The sequence below is a fragment of the Streptococcus australis genome, from assembly GCF_040226615.1.
Classification (GTDB): Bacteria; Bacillota; Bacilli; order Lactobacillales; family Streptococcaceae; genus Streptococcus; species Streptococcus australis_E.
This window is the reverse complement of the sequence record NZ_JBCOAT010000002.1, coordinates 44,428-59,685: the sequence shown is the minus strand read 5'-3', so window position 1 is coordinate 59,685 and position 15,258 is coordinate 44,428. Positions and strand designations below refer to the sequence as shown.

14 protein-coding genes and 3 tRNA genes are annotated in these 15,258 nt (G+C 43.1%); 16 read left to right on the top strand and 1 reads right to left on the bottom strand.

All coding sequences use genetic code 11. The annotated features are described in order from the left end of the window. The first annotated feature begins 22 nt into the window (after nucleotides 1-22). Genes ABT997_RS02680 through ABT997_RS02665 form a run of 4 tightly spaced genes read left to right on the top strand, consistent with a single transcriptional unit; the run spans nucleotide 23 to nucleotide 3,830 of the window. Nucleotides 23-799: an SDR family NAD(P)-dependent oxidoreductase gene (locus ABT997_RS02680; protein ID WP_350018653.1), complete on the top strand. Its 777-nt coding sequence runs from the start codon at nucleotides 23-25 to the stop codon at nucleotides 797-799. Beyond that, nucleotides 796-1,938: a glycosyltransferase gene (locus ABT997_RS02675; protein ID WP_238656341.1), complete on the top strand. Its 1,143-nt coding sequence runs from the start codon at nucleotides 796-798 to the stop codon at nucleotides 1,936-1,938. Before ABT997_RS02680 ends, ABT997_RS02675 begins: the two co-directional genes overlap by 4 nt. Further along, entirely contained in the window at nucleotides 1,931-2,587 is a 657-nt protein-coding gene (locus ABT997_RS02670) for a hypothetical protein (RefSeq protein ID WP_350018652.1), read from the top strand. The genes ABT997_RS02675 and ABT997_RS02670 overlap by 8 nt, the downstream gene beginning before the upstream one ends. Next, nucleotides 2,547-3,830 (top strand): nucleotide disphospho-sugar-binding domain-containing protein, encoded by a 1,284-nt coding sequence (locus ABT997_RS02665; RefSeq protein ID WP_154852776.1) that lies wholly within the window; start codon nucleotides 2,547-2,549, stop codon nucleotides 3,828-3,830. Before ABT997_RS02670 ends, ABT997_RS02665 begins: the two co-directional genes overlap by 41 nt. Nucleotides 3,831-3,910: 80 nt before the next feature. Here ABT997_RS02665 and plsY read toward each other — a convergent pair whose 3' ends face one another. Next, complete coding sequence (gene plsY, locus ABT997_RS02660) at nucleotides 3,911-4,552, bottom strand: glycerol-3-phosphate 1-O-acyltransferase PlsY (protein ID WP_350018651.1); 642 nt, start codon at nucleotides 4,550-4,552, stop codon at nucleotides 3,911-3,913. 188 nt (nucleotides 4,553-4,740) lie between these two features. Here plsY and parE point away from each other — a divergent pair, with 188 nt between their 5' ends. From parE to ABT997_RS02600, 12 genes are all read left to right on the top strand, one after another. After that, nucleotides 4,741-6,690, top strand: coding sequence for a DNA topoisomerase IV subunit B (gene parE, locus ABT997_RS02655; protein ID WP_154852783.1), 1,950 nt, complete (start codon nucleotides 4,741-4,743; stop codon nucleotides 6,688-6,690). A gap of 12 nt (nucleotides 6,691-6,702) precedes the next feature. Next, on the top strand, nucleotides 6,703-7,164 hold the full coding sequence (locus ABT997_RS02650; RefSeq protein ID WP_350018650.1) for a hypothetical protein: 462 nt from the start codon (nucleotides 6,703-6,705) through the stop codon (nucleotides 7,162-7,164). Between the two features lie 24 nt (nucleotides 7,165-7,188). After that, on the top strand, nucleotides 7,189-7,689 hold the full coding sequence (locus ABT997_RS02645; RefSeq protein WP_154852786.1) for a hypothetical protein: 501 nt from the start codon (nucleotides 7,189-7,191) through the stop codon (nucleotides 7,687-7,689). Between the two features lies 1 nt (nucleotide 7,690). Beyond that, the gene (locus ABT997_RS02640; RefSeq protein WP_154852789.1) at nucleotides 7,691-8,212 is read left to right on the top strand and encodes a hypothetical protein; all 522 of its coding nucleotides are present in this window, start codon (nucleotides 7,691-7,693) and stop codon (nucleotides 8,210-8,212) included. Next, nucleotides 8,202-9,020 (top strand): aminoglycoside 6-adenylyltransferase, encoded by an 819-nt coding sequence (locus ABT997_RS02635; RefSeq protein ID WP_154852792.1) that lies wholly within the window; start codon nucleotides 8,202-8,204, stop codon nucleotides 9,018-9,020. The genes ABT997_RS02640 and ABT997_RS02635 overlap by 11 nt, the downstream gene beginning before the upstream one ends. Nucleotides 9,021-9,237: 217 nt before the next feature. After that, nucleotides 9,238-11,691 carry a DNA topoisomerase IV subunit A gene (gene parC, locus ABT997_RS02630; protein ID WP_154852796.1) on the top strand — a complete coding sequence of 818 codons (2,454 nt, stop codon included), beginning with the start codon at nucleotides 9,238-9,240 and terminating at the stop codon, nucleotides 11,689-11,691. A 173-nt stretch (nucleotides 11,692-11,864) separates the two neighbouring features. Further along, complete coding sequence (locus ABT997_RS02625) at nucleotides 11,865-12,890, top strand: branched-chain amino acid aminotransferase (protein ID WP_350018649.1); 1,026 nt, start codon at nucleotides 11,865-11,867, stop codon at nucleotides 12,888-12,890. A gap of 305 nt (nucleotides 12,891-13,195) precedes the next feature. Continuing rightward, entirely contained in the window at nucleotides 13,196-13,426 is a 231-nt protein-coding gene (locus ABT997_RS02620; protein WP_023023146.1) for a DUF2969 domain-containing protein, read from the top strand. Between the two features lie 52 nt (nucleotides 13,427-13,478). Further along, nucleotides 13,479-13,559 (top strand) — tRNA-Tyr (locus ABT997_RS02615). A 9-nt stretch (nucleotides 13,560-13,568) separates the two neighbouring features. Continuing rightward, a tRNA-Gln gene (locus ABT997_RS02610) sits at nucleotides 13,569-13,640 on the top strand. A gap of 167 nt (nucleotides 13,641-13,807) precedes the next feature. Further along, nucleotides 13,808-15,007, top strand: coding sequence for a 30S ribosomal protein S1 (rpsA, locus tag ABT997_RS02605; protein WP_006596419.1), 1,200 nt, complete (start codon nucleotides 13,808-13,810; stop codon nucleotides 15,005-15,007). A 76-nt stretch (nucleotides 15,008-15,083) separates the two neighbouring features. Next, a tRNA-Arg gene (locus ABT997_RS02600) sits at nucleotides 15,084-15,155 on the top strand. Nucleotides 15,156-15,258 lie beyond the last annotated feature (103 nt).

The window sequence follows — 15,258 nt, the reverse complement described above, 5'->3', positions numbered from 1 at the left end:
CGAAATTTGGTACACTAGAGCTATGAAGATAGAAGATACTATAAAAAAAGCGATCATTTTAGGGGCTACAGGGGGGATTGGCCGTCAGCTAGCGAAAGAATTGGCAAGAAGTCTGGATTATCTGGTCTTAGTAGGACGTGATCCAGACAAACTCTCCCAAGTCCAAGAGGAACTAACTGGGAGCAAGGCGCAGCTGTCAACCGTAATATTAGATATGCTAGATCAAAAGTCTCTAGAAGCTTTTGTAGAGGACCTAGATGCAGATCTTCTTGTCAATTGTGCGGGACTAGCCTATTTTTCCCGTGGAAGTGACCTTGATTCAGCCAGTGAGCAAGATCTCTGGCAAATCAATTACCATGCTCCTGTCCACCTAATCAAGAAGGTAGTGCAGAAACATCAGAAGATTCAGCTGGTCCAGCTGTCTTCTCTGGCTGCCCTTTATCCTCATCCCTATCTAGCAGCCTACAGTTCCAGCAAGGCTGCCTTGCAGACCTACACTCTTGCTCTCCAGGAGGAACTAAGTCAATTAGATTCTCCGGTCCAGCTAGGTCTCTATATTCTTGGACCAGTCCAAACAGGCATTTTTTCTCCTAAACTAAAAGAAGCATTGGGAGGAAGTCGCTTGCAGATGAAGCCTGAGAAAGTCGCTCAGCAGTTGATTCGATTCATAGAAAGAGATACTTCCTATGCTGTTATCGGCCTTCGCTATCGCTTGCTCGTTTTGCTAGGTCGTCTGCTTCCTCAAAGATGGATCATTCGTCTCCTTGCAAGGTATTTACGAAAGGGACTTAATAGATGAAATTTATATTTATATTTTTAGGCCTTGCTTATCTTCTCTTATTTCTCATCCGTTGGTTGCTGTCCTTCATTTATTATAAAAAAGGCCAGTCTCATATTGCAGACTTCCCAGAAGAGCTTTTTACAGTGGTCCAACCCATCCTTTCTGGGGATCCTCGTTTAGCGAATGATTTGCAGGCCAATCTCCAGCAAACAGAAGCAGTGGAATTCTACTGGTTGATTGACCAGTCTGATACAGAAACCCAGCGAGTAGCAGATCAGATTTGCCAAGATGCTTCCTTTGCCCAACGCATTCGAATCTTTCTCATCGAAGACGTCCCTCAGGGGATTAATCCCAAGAGTTACAAGATTGAGCAGGTTGTAGAGGAGCTGACACGGCCTTATCTAATTGTTTTGGACGATGATAGTGTGATTGATTTTTCTAAAATGGGTGAGCTGACTGCCTATCTGGGTCAAGAGGTCATTCTGACAGGTATTCCCTATAATCAAGAAAGAAGTAATTTCTGGTCCAAGCTGGTTGCGGCATTCGTTAATGGCAATTCCTTTATTACCTATTTTACCATGGCAGAAGTTAAGGCGAATCACTCCATCAACGGGATGTTTTATATCCTACCGGTAGAACTTGCAAAAGATCAGGGGCTCTTCACAGCGATTAAGGACTATCTATGTGATGATTTAGCTGTGGCCGATTTTTTAAGGAGTAAAGGAGTATCCATTATCCAAACGCGGGTTACCTGTAATGTTCGAACCACTATAAAAAACGCTAAGCAATACCTGCTCCAGATGAAGCGGTGGCTTCTCTTTAGCTCTATCTATCTCAAAGAACACATGGACTGGAAGCTGTTTAGCCTCATAGGTTTACCGAGTTTTCTACCTCTTCCAGGTTTGATCTTAAGTCTGTTTTTAGGTTGGCCTTATCTTCTTCTAGCCTTAAGCTTACTGGTATTTAAGGCAGTTTGGATGCTCCTCTATCGACAAAGCATTCTAACCAATCGCTTATACTTGGATGAAGTCACCTACGAAGTGCTGAATGATCTCCTGCTTCCTTGGCTGTTTGTCTATGTTCTAATGACACCTCCTGTGATTCATTGGCGGGGGCGGAAGATTCGAGTGACGGATGGAAAGATTCGTTATGAGTAAGATGAAGTCCTATCTGGACCGTTTGTCTGCCTTGTCACCTAATCAGACCATGCTAGACTCTGATCGCTTGGTTCTCTTTCTTAGTGGGAGCAGTGATATTACTTGTGCCGGGCTGACAGCTGGACAACTAGACCTCCTCCATGCGATTTGTCCATCCGGCTATACAGTGGTAGCCAGTAATTTTCCCTTCAATCAAGATTTTGAACATATAAAGTCTCCACAAGTATCCCTCTTGTCAGCTTCTGCATCCAATATCATCTACTATTGGCATACGATTTTGAACCTTCGTTTCCAAAAGTTGTTACAGGAGCACTTGTCTCCCTTGTTGGAAGCGCAGGAAGTGGTTCTTGTTTGTAAGAGTTCAGGGGTCAATATGCTGACCCAGTGGCTCAGAAGTTTAGGGAATCAGGTCACCCTTCCAAGATTGCGCGTGATAGCGCTTGGCCCGGTTTCCCATCTTCTCTTAAATCAAAAAGAACTAGAGCTACTGGTCATCAAAGGAAAGAAAGATCCTTATTCACGTATTCTGGATCGCCACTCAGCGGATATTCAAGTGGATACGGATCATTATAGCTATGAGTACAGAGAAGATGTGAAAGGAATCATCTATGACTGGATTAGAAAAAGTGATAAAAATCGATGTGATTAGCGTCCCCTTTAGTGGCCATTTGTTTCCAACCTTGACCCTGGTGAAACCCTTGCTGGAGGATCCGCGTTTTCAGATCCGTGTTATTACAGGTTTTCAGAAAAAGGCATTGGTTGAGCAGATTGGTTTTGACTGCCTTGCCTTGTTTCCTGATCGTCCGACAGTGATGGAAGATATAGCCAATACATCAAAGCAAGCAAATCTATTGATCATGTACCAACAATTAATGGCCAATAGCAGACTGGTCCCTGAAGTTTTCGACGAAATAAATCGAATTTGGGACTCTGAGGGAAGCCCTGACTTGGTTATTGCAGATTTTGTAGCAGCTCCTGCTGGAGTTTTAGCAGATCGTTTGGGCATTCCCTGGATTACGACCATTCCAAGTCCAGTAGCGATTGAAAGTCGCACGACAACACCTGCTTATCTAGGTGGCTGGAAACCGCACCAGGGAACCTTCTACAAGTGGAGAGATGCTCTGGGTAGGCGAGTCATCCGTCTGGCAAAGAAAGTTGGACTTGCGCTGGTTAAGAAGAATCTCGATACCCTAGAGGATTTCAAATTGTACCGTGAAGATGGGACAGAAGCCATCTATTCTCCCTATTCAATCTTAGCTCTGGGCATGAGAGAGTTGGAGTTTCGAGACGATTTTCCATCCCAGCTCAAATGGATTGGTTATCGCTGTTTATCTTTTGATCGGCTTCCTCAAGAGCAGAAGCAGTATTTCACTAGCTCTAAAAAGCGGGTCCTCGTTACCTGTGGGACCCATTTAAAGTGGGAAAAAGAGCGGATGATAGAGTTTGCAAAGCTTTTGAGCCAAGAACATCCTGACTATGTCTTTTACGTAACCTTAGGCGACCCTAATGGTTTGGAGAATCCACCCAAGATGTTGTCGGAGAATCTTTTGATCTTTGATTATCTTCCATATTCAGATGTTTTGGAACAGATGGATTTTGCCATTCATCATGCAGGTGCGGGGATCTTGATGGGTTGTATTGATCATGGGATTCCAAGTCTGATATTGCCCCAGGACTATGACCAGTTTGACAATGCGGTTCGGGCTGAGTTATTCCAAATTGGTTTGGTCTCTCGTAAAAAGACAGAATCCGAAGTCTTGCGCTTATTTAATGAATTGGTTTCTCGAGAAGATTGGTCGCACCTAAAAGCTCTCGCTCAGAAAAGCAAAGCCTACCAGCCGACAAAGATTCTTTATCAAGAAATAGAGAGACTCTTGAAAGTGAAGTTATAGAAGAAGTGGAGGGGAGACTCCTGTTTGCTTTCTTCCAAAGACCTTCTATTATTGAATATAAAAAAACTAGAGATTTGACTCTAGTCTTTTTGTTTTTGATGGGTGATATTTTTTCCCCAAGAGATAATATTTTCATTCTTGTTGAGGATGCGTTTGATATTGTCCTTGTGGCGGACGATAATCAAGGTGGCTAAAGCGAGGACAATAAGGGTGAAAATCAGGTCATAGCTTGGAAAGATCCAGCCAGTCAATGGGAGGATGAGTACTCCTAAACTAGCCAAAATCGCAACCGTTACACTTGAAAAAGAAATCATGCTGGTTAAATAGAGACTAGCAAAGAAATAGATGGCTAAGAGGATGAGGAAAACGGGAGAGAATCCAATGAGAACCCCAGCACTGGTTGCGACTGCCTTGCCTCCTTTAAAGTTGGCAAAAATAGGGAAGGTGTGGCCAAGGACGGCGAGAAGTCCAAAGACCATTGGAGAAATCCCTGTAACCCCAAAAATAGTCGGCAATAAAACAGCCAAGGTTCCTTTGAGGAAATCAACCGCAAAGACAACCAGACCAGCCTTCGTCCCTAGGATTCGGAAGGTATTGGTAGTCCCTGTATTTCCAGAACCGTGTTCACGTAGATTAATGTTAAAGAAGGCTTTTCCTATCCACAAACCAGAAGGGATAGAACCTAATAAGTATGCTAATACGAGTAAAAGAATTGTTTTCATCATAGTTTCATTATATCAAAAATGCTTTGAATGAAAAAGAAAATATCTAGCTGATTTGTCACATCGGATAGTTGGTTTGAATCAATCGCACTTAAATAGCCAAGTTAAAGGGGGAGAAGAAAGAAAAATTTTGCAAAATTTCCTAAAAAACTGTAATATAGAAAAGATGAACAAACAGGAGGTTCCTTGTGTCTAAAAAGGAAATCAACATTAATAATTACAATGACGATGCCATTCAGGTACTAGAAGGGTTGGATGCGGTCCGTAAACGTCCAGGGATGTATATCGGATCGACAGATGGAAATGGACTTCACCATTTGGTCTGGGAAATTGTCGACAATGCGGTCGATGAAGCCTTATCTGGTTTTGGTTCTCAAATTGACGTTACCATCAACAAAGACGGGTCCCTATCTGTAGCAGACCAAGGTCGGGGAATGCCGACCGGGATGCATGCTATGGGCAAACCAACCGTTGAAGTCATCTTTACCGTCCTCCATGCTGGAGGAAAGTTTGGTCAAGGTGGTTATAAGACTTCTGGTGGTCTCCACGGGGTGGGATCTTCGGTCGTGAACGCCCTTTCTAGCTGGTTAGAGGTAGAAATTACTCGTGATGGAGCTGTCTACAAGCAACGTTTTGAAAATGGTGGGAAGCCTGTTACTACTCTTGAGAAGATTGGGTCGGCTTCCAAGTCTAAGACAGGAACCAAGGTCACCTTCATGCCGGATCCAACCATCTTCTCAACAACTGATTTCAAGTTTAATACCATTGCTGAGCGGATCAAAGAATCAGCCTTCTTGCTTAAGGACGTGACACTGACGCTGACAGACCTTCGTAAGGAAGAAGACAACTACGTCGCCTTCCATTACGAGAATGGTGTTCAGGATTTCGTTGAGTACTTGAACGAAGATAAGGAAACCTTGACGCCCGTTCTCTACTTTAATGGGGAATCAGAAGGCTTCCAAGTAGAAGTTGCTCTCCAATACAATGATGGCTACTCTGACAACATCTTGTCCTTCGTTAATAATGTCCGCACCAAGGATGGGGGAACCCACGAGACAGGACTGAAGACAGCCATTACCAAGGCTATGAACGACTATGCAAGAAAGACGGGTCTTCTCAAAGAAAAAGACAAGAACCTAGAGGGATCCGACTATCGCGAAGGTCTTTCCGCCGTTCTTTCGATCTTGGTGCCAGAAGCTCATTTGCAGTTTGAAGGGCAGACTAAGGACAAACTAGGAAGTCCACTTGCTCGACCAGTTGTTGACGGGATTGTCGCGGATAAGTTGACCTTCTTTCTCATGGAGAATGGGGAGTTGGCTTCCAATCTGATCCGCAAGGCTATCAAGGCCCGGGATGCGCGTGAAGCAGCTCGGAAGGCGCGGGATGAGAGTCGAAATGGCAAGAAGAACAAGAAGGACAAGGGGCTCTTATCTGGTAAATTGACGCCAGCTCAGTCCAAGAATCCTGCCAAGAATGAACTCTATCTAGTCGAAGGAGACTCAGCCGGTGGTTCTGCCAAACAAGGACGGGACCGCAAGTTCCAGGCCATTCTTCCACTTCGTGGGAAGGTTCTTAATACTGAGAAGGCCAATATGAGTGATATCCTCAAGAACGAGGAAATCAACACCATGATCTACACCATTGGTGCAGGAGTTGGTGCTGACTTTACGATTGAAGATGCCAATTATGACAAGATTATTATCATGACCGATGCGGATACGGATGGGGCCCACATTCAGACCCTTCTCCTAACTTTCTTCTATCGCTATATGCGTCCCTTGGTCGAAGCAGGACGTGTCTATATCGCCATGCCTCCTCTTTATAAGATGTCGAAAGGTAAAGGGAAGAAAGAAGAAGTGGCTTATGCCTGGACAGACAGTGAATTGGAAGACCTACGGCGAACTTTTGGCCGTGGGGCAACCCTCCAACGTTACAAAGGATTGGGGGAGATGAATGCAGACCAGCTTTGGGAAACCACCATGAACCCTGAAACCCGCACCTTGATCCGTGTCACCATTGATGACTTGGCGCGTGCAGAACGCCGTGTCTCCGTCCTCATGGGCGATAAGGCTGCACCACGCCGTCAATGGATCGAAGATAACGTTAAGTTTACCCTGGAAGAAACGACTGCGTTTTAAGGAGTGTGAGTGGTGATTAAGAATGATTTGGCTTATTTTGGTTATATTGGTTATATTTTCTTAGTCTCTTTACCATCTGTCTTTCTTGCATTTTACATGAATCGCCGAAGAATTAGACTGTTAGGCTTGTATGCGCCGGTAGTCTTTACGCTATGCATGCTAAAGGTACTAGAATCTAATTTTAGTGACCCAGAATATGGTTCTTTAGAGGCGTTTATTCTCATGATTTTATATGGCTTTCCCTTGATAATAGGAGCCTTAGTCTACACACTGATTCGTCTGTGCTTTGTTTATAAGAAAAATCTGCGGAAGGGACTTTTGATTTTCCTAACCTATCTTATAGGTCCTCTTCTGGGCTTGTATGTGGTGATGCTATTTCAGCTCCATCAGTTTATATTCGTAGTCATTATTTTGATGATTCTGGTTTCCTATCTGCCACCTCTTTATCTCTATCATTTTGAGCAAGATCAGTAGGACGCAACTAGAAGGTGAAAAAATATGGATTATTTAATTTCTACATTCAATCATTTTTACCAATTGTATATTGTCTTATTTCTATCCATCTTCATCGCCTTCTGGCTAAATTGGAAAAAGAAAAAATTTTATGGCTTGTATTATCCAATCTGTTTGACAGTCATGACTTATTGTGTGGTTCAGTTTGATTCTTTCGACATTGTTGAGAGAGCGCTTCCCTTCATGCTGGTAGCTTTTGCTGTTCAACTGATGGTCATAGCTCTTGGTGTTCCCTTGGTTGTGATTGCCTTGCTTTATCATGTCATCCGATTTTTTTCCGTTTTTCCTAAATATGGATGGAAAATCATCCTGATCATCCTCTCTTATCTAGCGAGTGCTGTCCTTTTTTATCAGGTTATGGCTAGTATGTCGGAAGAATTCTTGCGGCATAGAAGCGTGATGATCGGGTTAATGTTCCTATCTCTTGCTCTCTCTTATCTGCCGGCTATATATTTGATCATTAGCCAGAATCGTAGGAAGGTATGAAATGAATGATATCTTATTACCTATAGCTTTCTCTACTTTCCCATTCTTACCGGTTCTATTAGTCGCTACCTTTATTTATATTGCTATTAAAAAAAATAGGTCAAAGGTCCGTTTTTTAGGGTATTTTTTCCCTCTTGCAGAGATTTTTACCATGAATGCAATCAGTGATTATCCCTCTAAGAAATTTGAAGGGCATATGTCAATTATCATAGTATTGGTGACGTTTTACTTGCCTTTGTTATATGCATCCCTAGTTTATAGTGGCATACGTCTCTATTCTGTTTATAACCACCAATTATTGAAAGCCTCTCTGATTTTAGGAATCTATCTCCTTGCTAGCATCTTTATGCATTTGATGATTTTTAAAGTTCAAGGTCAATTTATTAAGGTGGTCATCAACATCCATTTTGCGAAACTTATGATTGCGATTCTATCGTTTCTTCCATCTGTTTATCTATATTTTGATAAAAACCAACAATTCCAAGGATCTATAAGTGATGAAGGAGTAGAAGATGAGAACTGAGACAATAATGATGGATCTGATCTTGCAAATAGCTGATACTCTAGAAGTAGAAGCAATTGCTTTATCCGGATCCCGAACGAATCCTTTGGCACCCAAAGATGAGTTTCAAGATTACGATGTGGTCTATATAGTTGAGAATCTGGAGGACTTGATATCTGATTTATCTTGGCTAGACCAGTTCGGCAAACGCATCATTGAGCAAAATGTTATTCTAGGACACCGTCATCTTTATCTTATGCTCTTTGAAGATGGCAATCGCATTGATTTAACCCTCTGCCCCAAGGAGTATATCCAAAAGTGGGTGGACAGCGAAGCAAATTTTGAAGTTATAAAAGACGACAAAGGTTTGTTTGAAGCCTATCAGCCTAATTCCAAGCGCTATTGGACCGCTCCGCCTACTGAAGAGGAATTTGCAGCATCCTGCAATGAATTTTGGTGGGTATCGGCTTATGTCGTAAAGGCCATTCGAAGAAATCAGCTCATCTATGCGACGGATCACCTCTATGGCATTTGCCAGCAAGAACTCCTCAAGGTCTTTGCTTGGCAGGTGACAAGTGATAGGGGAGCAGTTGATATCGGAAAGAACTACAAATACCTCTTTCACTATCTCCCAGCTGAGAAAGAGAAGGAGTTCTCAGCTCTGCTAAATCTATCTAGTATAGAGAAGGTCAGCCAGTCCTTGTTTGCTACCATGAATGTTTTTGATCGAGAAGCTCAAAGCCTGGCCAAAAAGATGGGATTTGCCTACGATCAGGAAGAGGCTGAGAAGATGATAGCTTATGCTGAAGAGAAACTGTCAAATCATTGATTCAATAATCTATTTTAAACACTTTAAAATACAGAAAGGATAGTTTAGTTACTTGTAGTAACTGAATTCCTTTTTCTAAAAAAATCTACTCTACATTCTTTGAAAGGAGTTGAACACGCCCTAAATACTGTGTGAAAAAGATAAATTCTCTTGTGAGCATGGCTCACTGCAAGAATTTCCTATTTTCACTTTGTATTTTACGGGCTTTGTATCCTATATGAGTAATATCCAAAATATGTCCTTGGAGGACATCATGGGAGAGCGCTTTGGTCGCTACTCCAAATACATTATTCAAGAACGGGCTCTTCCTGATATTCGGGATGGCTTGAAACCTGTTCAACGGCGGATTCTTTATTCTATGAATAAGGATGGCAATACCCATGACAAGGGCTACCGCAAGTCTGCCAAGTCTGTCGGAAATATCATGGGGAATTTTCACCCTCACGGGGATTCTTCTATCTATGATGCCATGGTCCGTATGTCTCAAGACTGGAAGAACCGCGAGATCCTAGTCGAAATGCACGGAAACAATGGCTCCATGGACGGTGATCCACCAGCGGCCATGCGTTATACGGAAGCGCGTTTGTCCGAAATCGCTGGTTATCTTTTGCAAGATATCGAAAAGAACACAGTGCCCTTTGCCTGGAACTTTGACGATACAGAAAAAGAGCCAACTGTTTTGCCGGCGGCCTTTCCAAACCTTTTGGTCAATGGAGCTACAGGAATTTCAGCTGGTTACGCGACAGATATTCCGCCACATAATCTCGCTGAAGTCATCGATGCCGTGGTCTACATGATCGACCATCCATCTGCCAAGGTAGACAAGCTCATGGAGTTTCTACCTGGGCCTGACTTCCCGACTGGTGCCATTATCCAAGGGCGTGATGAGATTAAGAAAGCCTATGAAACTGGTAAGGGCCGGGTGGTTGTCCGCTCTAAGACAGAAATCGAGCAACTCAAAGGTGGTAAGCAGCAAATCGTCGTTACCGAAATCCCTTATGAGATCAACAAGGCTGTTTTGGTCAAGAAGATCGACGATGTCCGTGTTAACAACAAGGTGGCCGGTATTGCGGAAGTCCGGGATGAGTCTGACCGAGATGGTCTTCGCATTGCCATTGAGTTGAAGAAAGATGCCAATGCTGATCTAATCTTGAACTACTTGTTCAAGTACACAGACTTGCAGGTCAACTACAACTTCAATATGGTGGCGATTGATAACTACACACCACGTCAGGTTGGGATCGTACCGATTCTCTCTAGCTACATTGCTCACCGTCGGGATATCATTGTCGCTCGCTCACGCTTTGATAAGGAAAAGGCAGAACGACGCCTCCACATCGTAGAGGGCTTGATCCGCGTCATTTCTATCCTCGATGAAGTGATTGCCTTGATCCGAGCTTCCGATAACAAGGCAGATGCTAAGGAAAACCTCAAGGTCAGCTACGATTTCACGGAAGAACAAGCAGAAGCTATTGTCACCTTGCAATTGTACCGCTTGACCAATACGGATATCGTGACCTTGGAAGAAGAGCATGCCAGTCTCAAGGAGCAAATCGCGACTTTAGCAGCTATCATTGGGGATGAACGGACTATGTTTAACCTCATGAAGAAGGAATTGCGTGAAGTCAAGAAGCTCTTTGGTAACCCGCGTCGTAGTGAGTTGCAAGACACTGCTAAAACGATTGAGATCGATACAGCTAGTCTGATCGTTGAAGAGGAAACCTTCGTCAGCGTGACCCGTGCGGGTTACATTAAACGGACCTCTCCTCGTTCCTTCAATGCGTCGACAGTGGAAGAAGTCGGTAAGCGGGACGACGATGAATTGATTTTCGTAGAGCCTGCTAAGACCACCCAGCATCTTTTGCTCTTTACCAACTTGGGAAATGCCATCTATCGACCTGTTCATGAATTGGCAGATACCAAGTGGAAGGACATCGGGGAGCACCTTAGTCAGACCTTGACCAATTTCGAGCAGGAAGAAGAAATTCTTTTTGCGGAGATTGTGGATCAGTTTGAAGGAGTGACCTACTTTGCAGCTACCCAACAAGGCCAAATCAAGCGTTTTGAACGCAAGGAATTGAGCCCATGGCGGACCTATCGTTCTAAATCAACTAAGTACGCTAAACTGAAGGACCAAGAGGACCGTATCGTAGCGGTTGCACCAGTGGTCCTCGAGGACATCATGATCATTACTAAGAATGGTTATGGCCTCCGATTCAATATTGAAGAGGTTCCAGTGGTAGGGGCCAAAGCAGCAGGTGTTAAAGCCATTAACCTCAAAGACGGGGATCAAGTTATGGCCGTCTTTAAGTCAACGACACCAAGCATGTATATCCTGACCCAGCGAGGCAGCCTCAAACGAATGTCACAAGATGATATTCCTGTGACCAGCCGTGCCAAACGTGGCCTACAGGTCCTGCGTGAACTGAAGTCTAAACCACACCGCGTCTTTAAGGCAGGTCCAGTCTTCACTGACCAGGGCGATTTTGATCTCTTTACTAGCCAAGAAGAAGTGGGAGAGCAAGATCAAATTCTTCAGATTACCTCGACAACAGGTCAGGTGACAGAAGTGGATGTTACTCAACTCAGCTTGTCAGAACGAACTAGCAATGGTTCTTTTGTCAATGATCAAATTTCTGATCAAGAAGTCTTTACTGCTAGAATTAAATAAAAACAAAATTAGCCAGTTTATGGCTAATTTTTTTGCTCGATAAATTTTCTGAAAATTGCAAATTTCACTTGAAATTCTCATGAAATGGTGTAAAATAGAGTACATGAATAAAGTCATCCTTTGTGGTGGCTCTTGCTATTTAGCAAGTCTTGAATGGAAGAAGGAAAACTGACATGACAGTATCACTTGATTGGGAAAATCTTGGATTTTCTTATATGAAATTACCTTACCGCTACATCGCCTATTATCGTAATGGTGCCTGGGAAAATGGAGAACTATCCGAAGATGCCACTCTTCATATTTCGGAATCTTCTCCAAGTTTGCACTATGGACAGCAAGCTTTTGAGGGGCTGAAAGCCTACCGGACAAAAGATGGCAGCATTCAATTGTTCCGTCCTGATGAAAATGCCAAACGCCTTCAACGGACTGCAGATCGCTTGCTTATGCCTCAAGTTCCAACGGACATGTTTGTGGAAGCTTGTAAAGCAGTAGTGCGTGCCAATGAAGAATATGTCCCACCATATGGAACAGGTGGAACCCTCTATCTTCGTCCATTGTTGATTGGGGTTGGAGATATCATTGGGGTGAAGCCAGCAGAGGAATACATCTTTACGATCTTTGCTATGCCCGTCGGAAACTACTTCAAGGGTGGCTTGGTTCCAACCAACTTCTTGATCCAAGACGACTATGACCGGGCAGCTCCCCATGGGACAGGTGCAGCGAAAGTCGGTGGAAACTATGCCGCTAGCCTCTTACCTGGTAAATTAGCTAAGTCTCGAAACTTCTCAGACGTGATCTACTTGGATCCTGCAACCCACACCAAGATTGAAGAAGTGGGATCTGCTAACTTCTTTGGGATCACAGCTGATAATGAGTTTGTGACGCCACTTAGCCCATCTATTCTGCCATCCATTACCAAGTATTCCTTGCTCTATCTCGCAGAGCACCGTCTTGGTTTGACACCAATCGAAGGGGATGTCCCAATCGATAACTTAGACCGATTTGTTGAAGCAGGTGCTTGTGGAACTGCCGCAGTTATTTCACCAATCGGAGGAGTTCAGCACGGAGATGACTTCCATGTCTTCTATTCAGAAACGGAAGTAGGGCCGGTTACCCGCAAGCTGTATGATGAATTAACGGGCATCCAGTTTGGTGATATTGAAGCGCCAGAAGGATGGATTTTCAAGGTAACTGAATAAACCAAGTATGAGAGAGGCTGGGACAAAAGTCCTAGCCTCTCAATTGTCTTTGGATTGTCGAGCAAGACGCAGTGGTTGAGTGGGCTCTACTACGCTGATTTCATCAGCTATTACAGCCCTACTCAACTGTGCGGAGGTGAAACGACGAAATCGAATTCTAACGAATGACCGATTTCTGTCCCACTCTCTCTTTTTTTGCCAGAAGCAGATAGCTGCGAAATGAAATAATTTAATCATTAAACATTTTCGGCTTGCAAGCATGTGAAAAATTTTGTAAAATAAAGGGGTTGAAATGAGGTGGAAGAATGAGTAAGAAAGATAAAAAAATTGAAATTCAAATTGCAGATAGTAAAGTGCTTGTAGGTAAAGAAACCTTTGATGGCTACCAATTAACGATTGGAAAAAAGGCTATTGCTGAGATTGCTGATATGGGTGCTCAGTTTGCTCTTGTGAAAAACGGATCCGTAGATAGTCTTTTTAAATCCCTTGAAAAAGCAGTGGAAAGTGCCATCGAAAATTATAATTTGAACAAATAAGGGGTTGCATTTTCATGAAATCAATGGTATAATTGTGTCTGTTGATTTGCTTGGAGAGATAGCGAAGAGGCTAAACGCGGCGGACTGTAAATCCGCTCCTTCGGGTTCGGGGGTTCGAATCCCTCTCTCTCCATTTCACTTTTGGGGTATAGCCAAGCGGTAAGGCAAGGGACTTTGACTCCCTCATGCGTTGGTTCGAATCCAGCTACCCCAGTTCTAGGTAATATCAGATAAGGTGGTAAAATATCTGCTCAGGTATTTTATTTCTTTATATGAAGATGTCGTTGTAGATCATTTTGATTTCGTTGCGAGTGCTTGCTTAGGAAAAATAATTATAAGTATGTCAAGTTTAGAAAACTTGATTGTTGGAGGATTTTTTAGATGAATGAATTTGAAGATTTGCTAAACAGTGTTAGCCAAGTTGAGCCAGGTGATGTTGTTACTGCTGAAGTTTTGACAGTTGACGCTACACAAGCTAACGTTGCAATCTCTGGAACTGGTGTCGAAGGTGTCTTGACTCTTCGCGAATTGACAAACGATCGTGATGCTGACATCAATGACTTGGTTAAACCAGGTGAAACACTTGAATTGCTTGTTCTTCGTCAAGTAGTTGGTAAAGATACTGATACAGTAACTTACCTTGTATCTAAAAAACGTTTGGAAGCTCGCAAAGCATGGGACAAATTGGTCGGACGTGAAGAAGAAGTTGTTACTGTTAAAGGAACTCGCGCTGTTAAAGGCGGACTTTCAGTAGAATTTGAAGGACTTCGTGGATTTATTCCAGCTTCAATGCTTGATACTCGTTTTGTACGTAACACTGAACGTTTCGTAGGTCAAGAATTTGATGCTAAAATCAAAGAAGTTGACGCAAAAGAAAACCGCTTCATCCTTTCTCGTCGTGAAGTTGTTGAAGCTGCATCAGCTGCAGCTCGCGCTGAAGTATTCGGTAAATTGAACGTTGGTGACGTTGTAACTGGTAAAGTTGCTCGTATCACTAGCTTCGGTGCTTTCATCGATCTTGGTGGTGTTGATGGATTGGTTCACTTGACTGAATTGTCACACGAACGCAACGTTTCACCTAAATCAGTTGTAACTGTTGGTGAAGAAATCGAAGTGAAAGTCCTTGACTTGAACGAAGAAGAAGGTCGCGTATCACTTTCATTGAAAGCTACAACACCTGGACCATGGGATGGCGTAGAACAAAAATTGGCTGCTGGTGATGTCATCGAAGGTACTGTTAAACGTTTGACTGACTTCGGTGCATTCGTTGAAGTGTTGCCAGGTATCGATGGACTTGTACACATCTCACAAATTTCACACAAACGTGTTGAAAATCCAAAAGATGTGCTTAAAGTTGGACAAGAAGTAACTGTTAAAGTTCTTGAAGTAAATGCTGCTGATGAACGTGTATCACTTTCTATCAAAGCTCTTGAAGAACGTCCAGCTCAAGAAGAAGGCGAAAAACAAGAAAAACGTCAACAACGTCCACGTCGTCCAAAACAAGAAAAACGTGACTTTGAACTTCCAGAAACTCAAACTGGATTCTCAATGGCTGACTTGTTTGGTGATATTGAATTGTAATCAACTTAAAAAGCTTGCTTAGGCAAGCTTTTTTTACTTGTAAAATGCTCGAATTTTTGATATACTATCATAGTTGCCACCCTTAGTGTAATGGATATCACGTAAGATTCCGGTTCTTGAGATGGGAGTTCGATTCTCTCAGGGTGGATGACGATAGGAGAGCCTTGAGGCTCTCTTTTTTTTGACGGGAAAGATAGCAGTGAGTTTTTAAGAGCAGGATTGGGCTCTCAGGGCTCTCTAGGATTTCATAA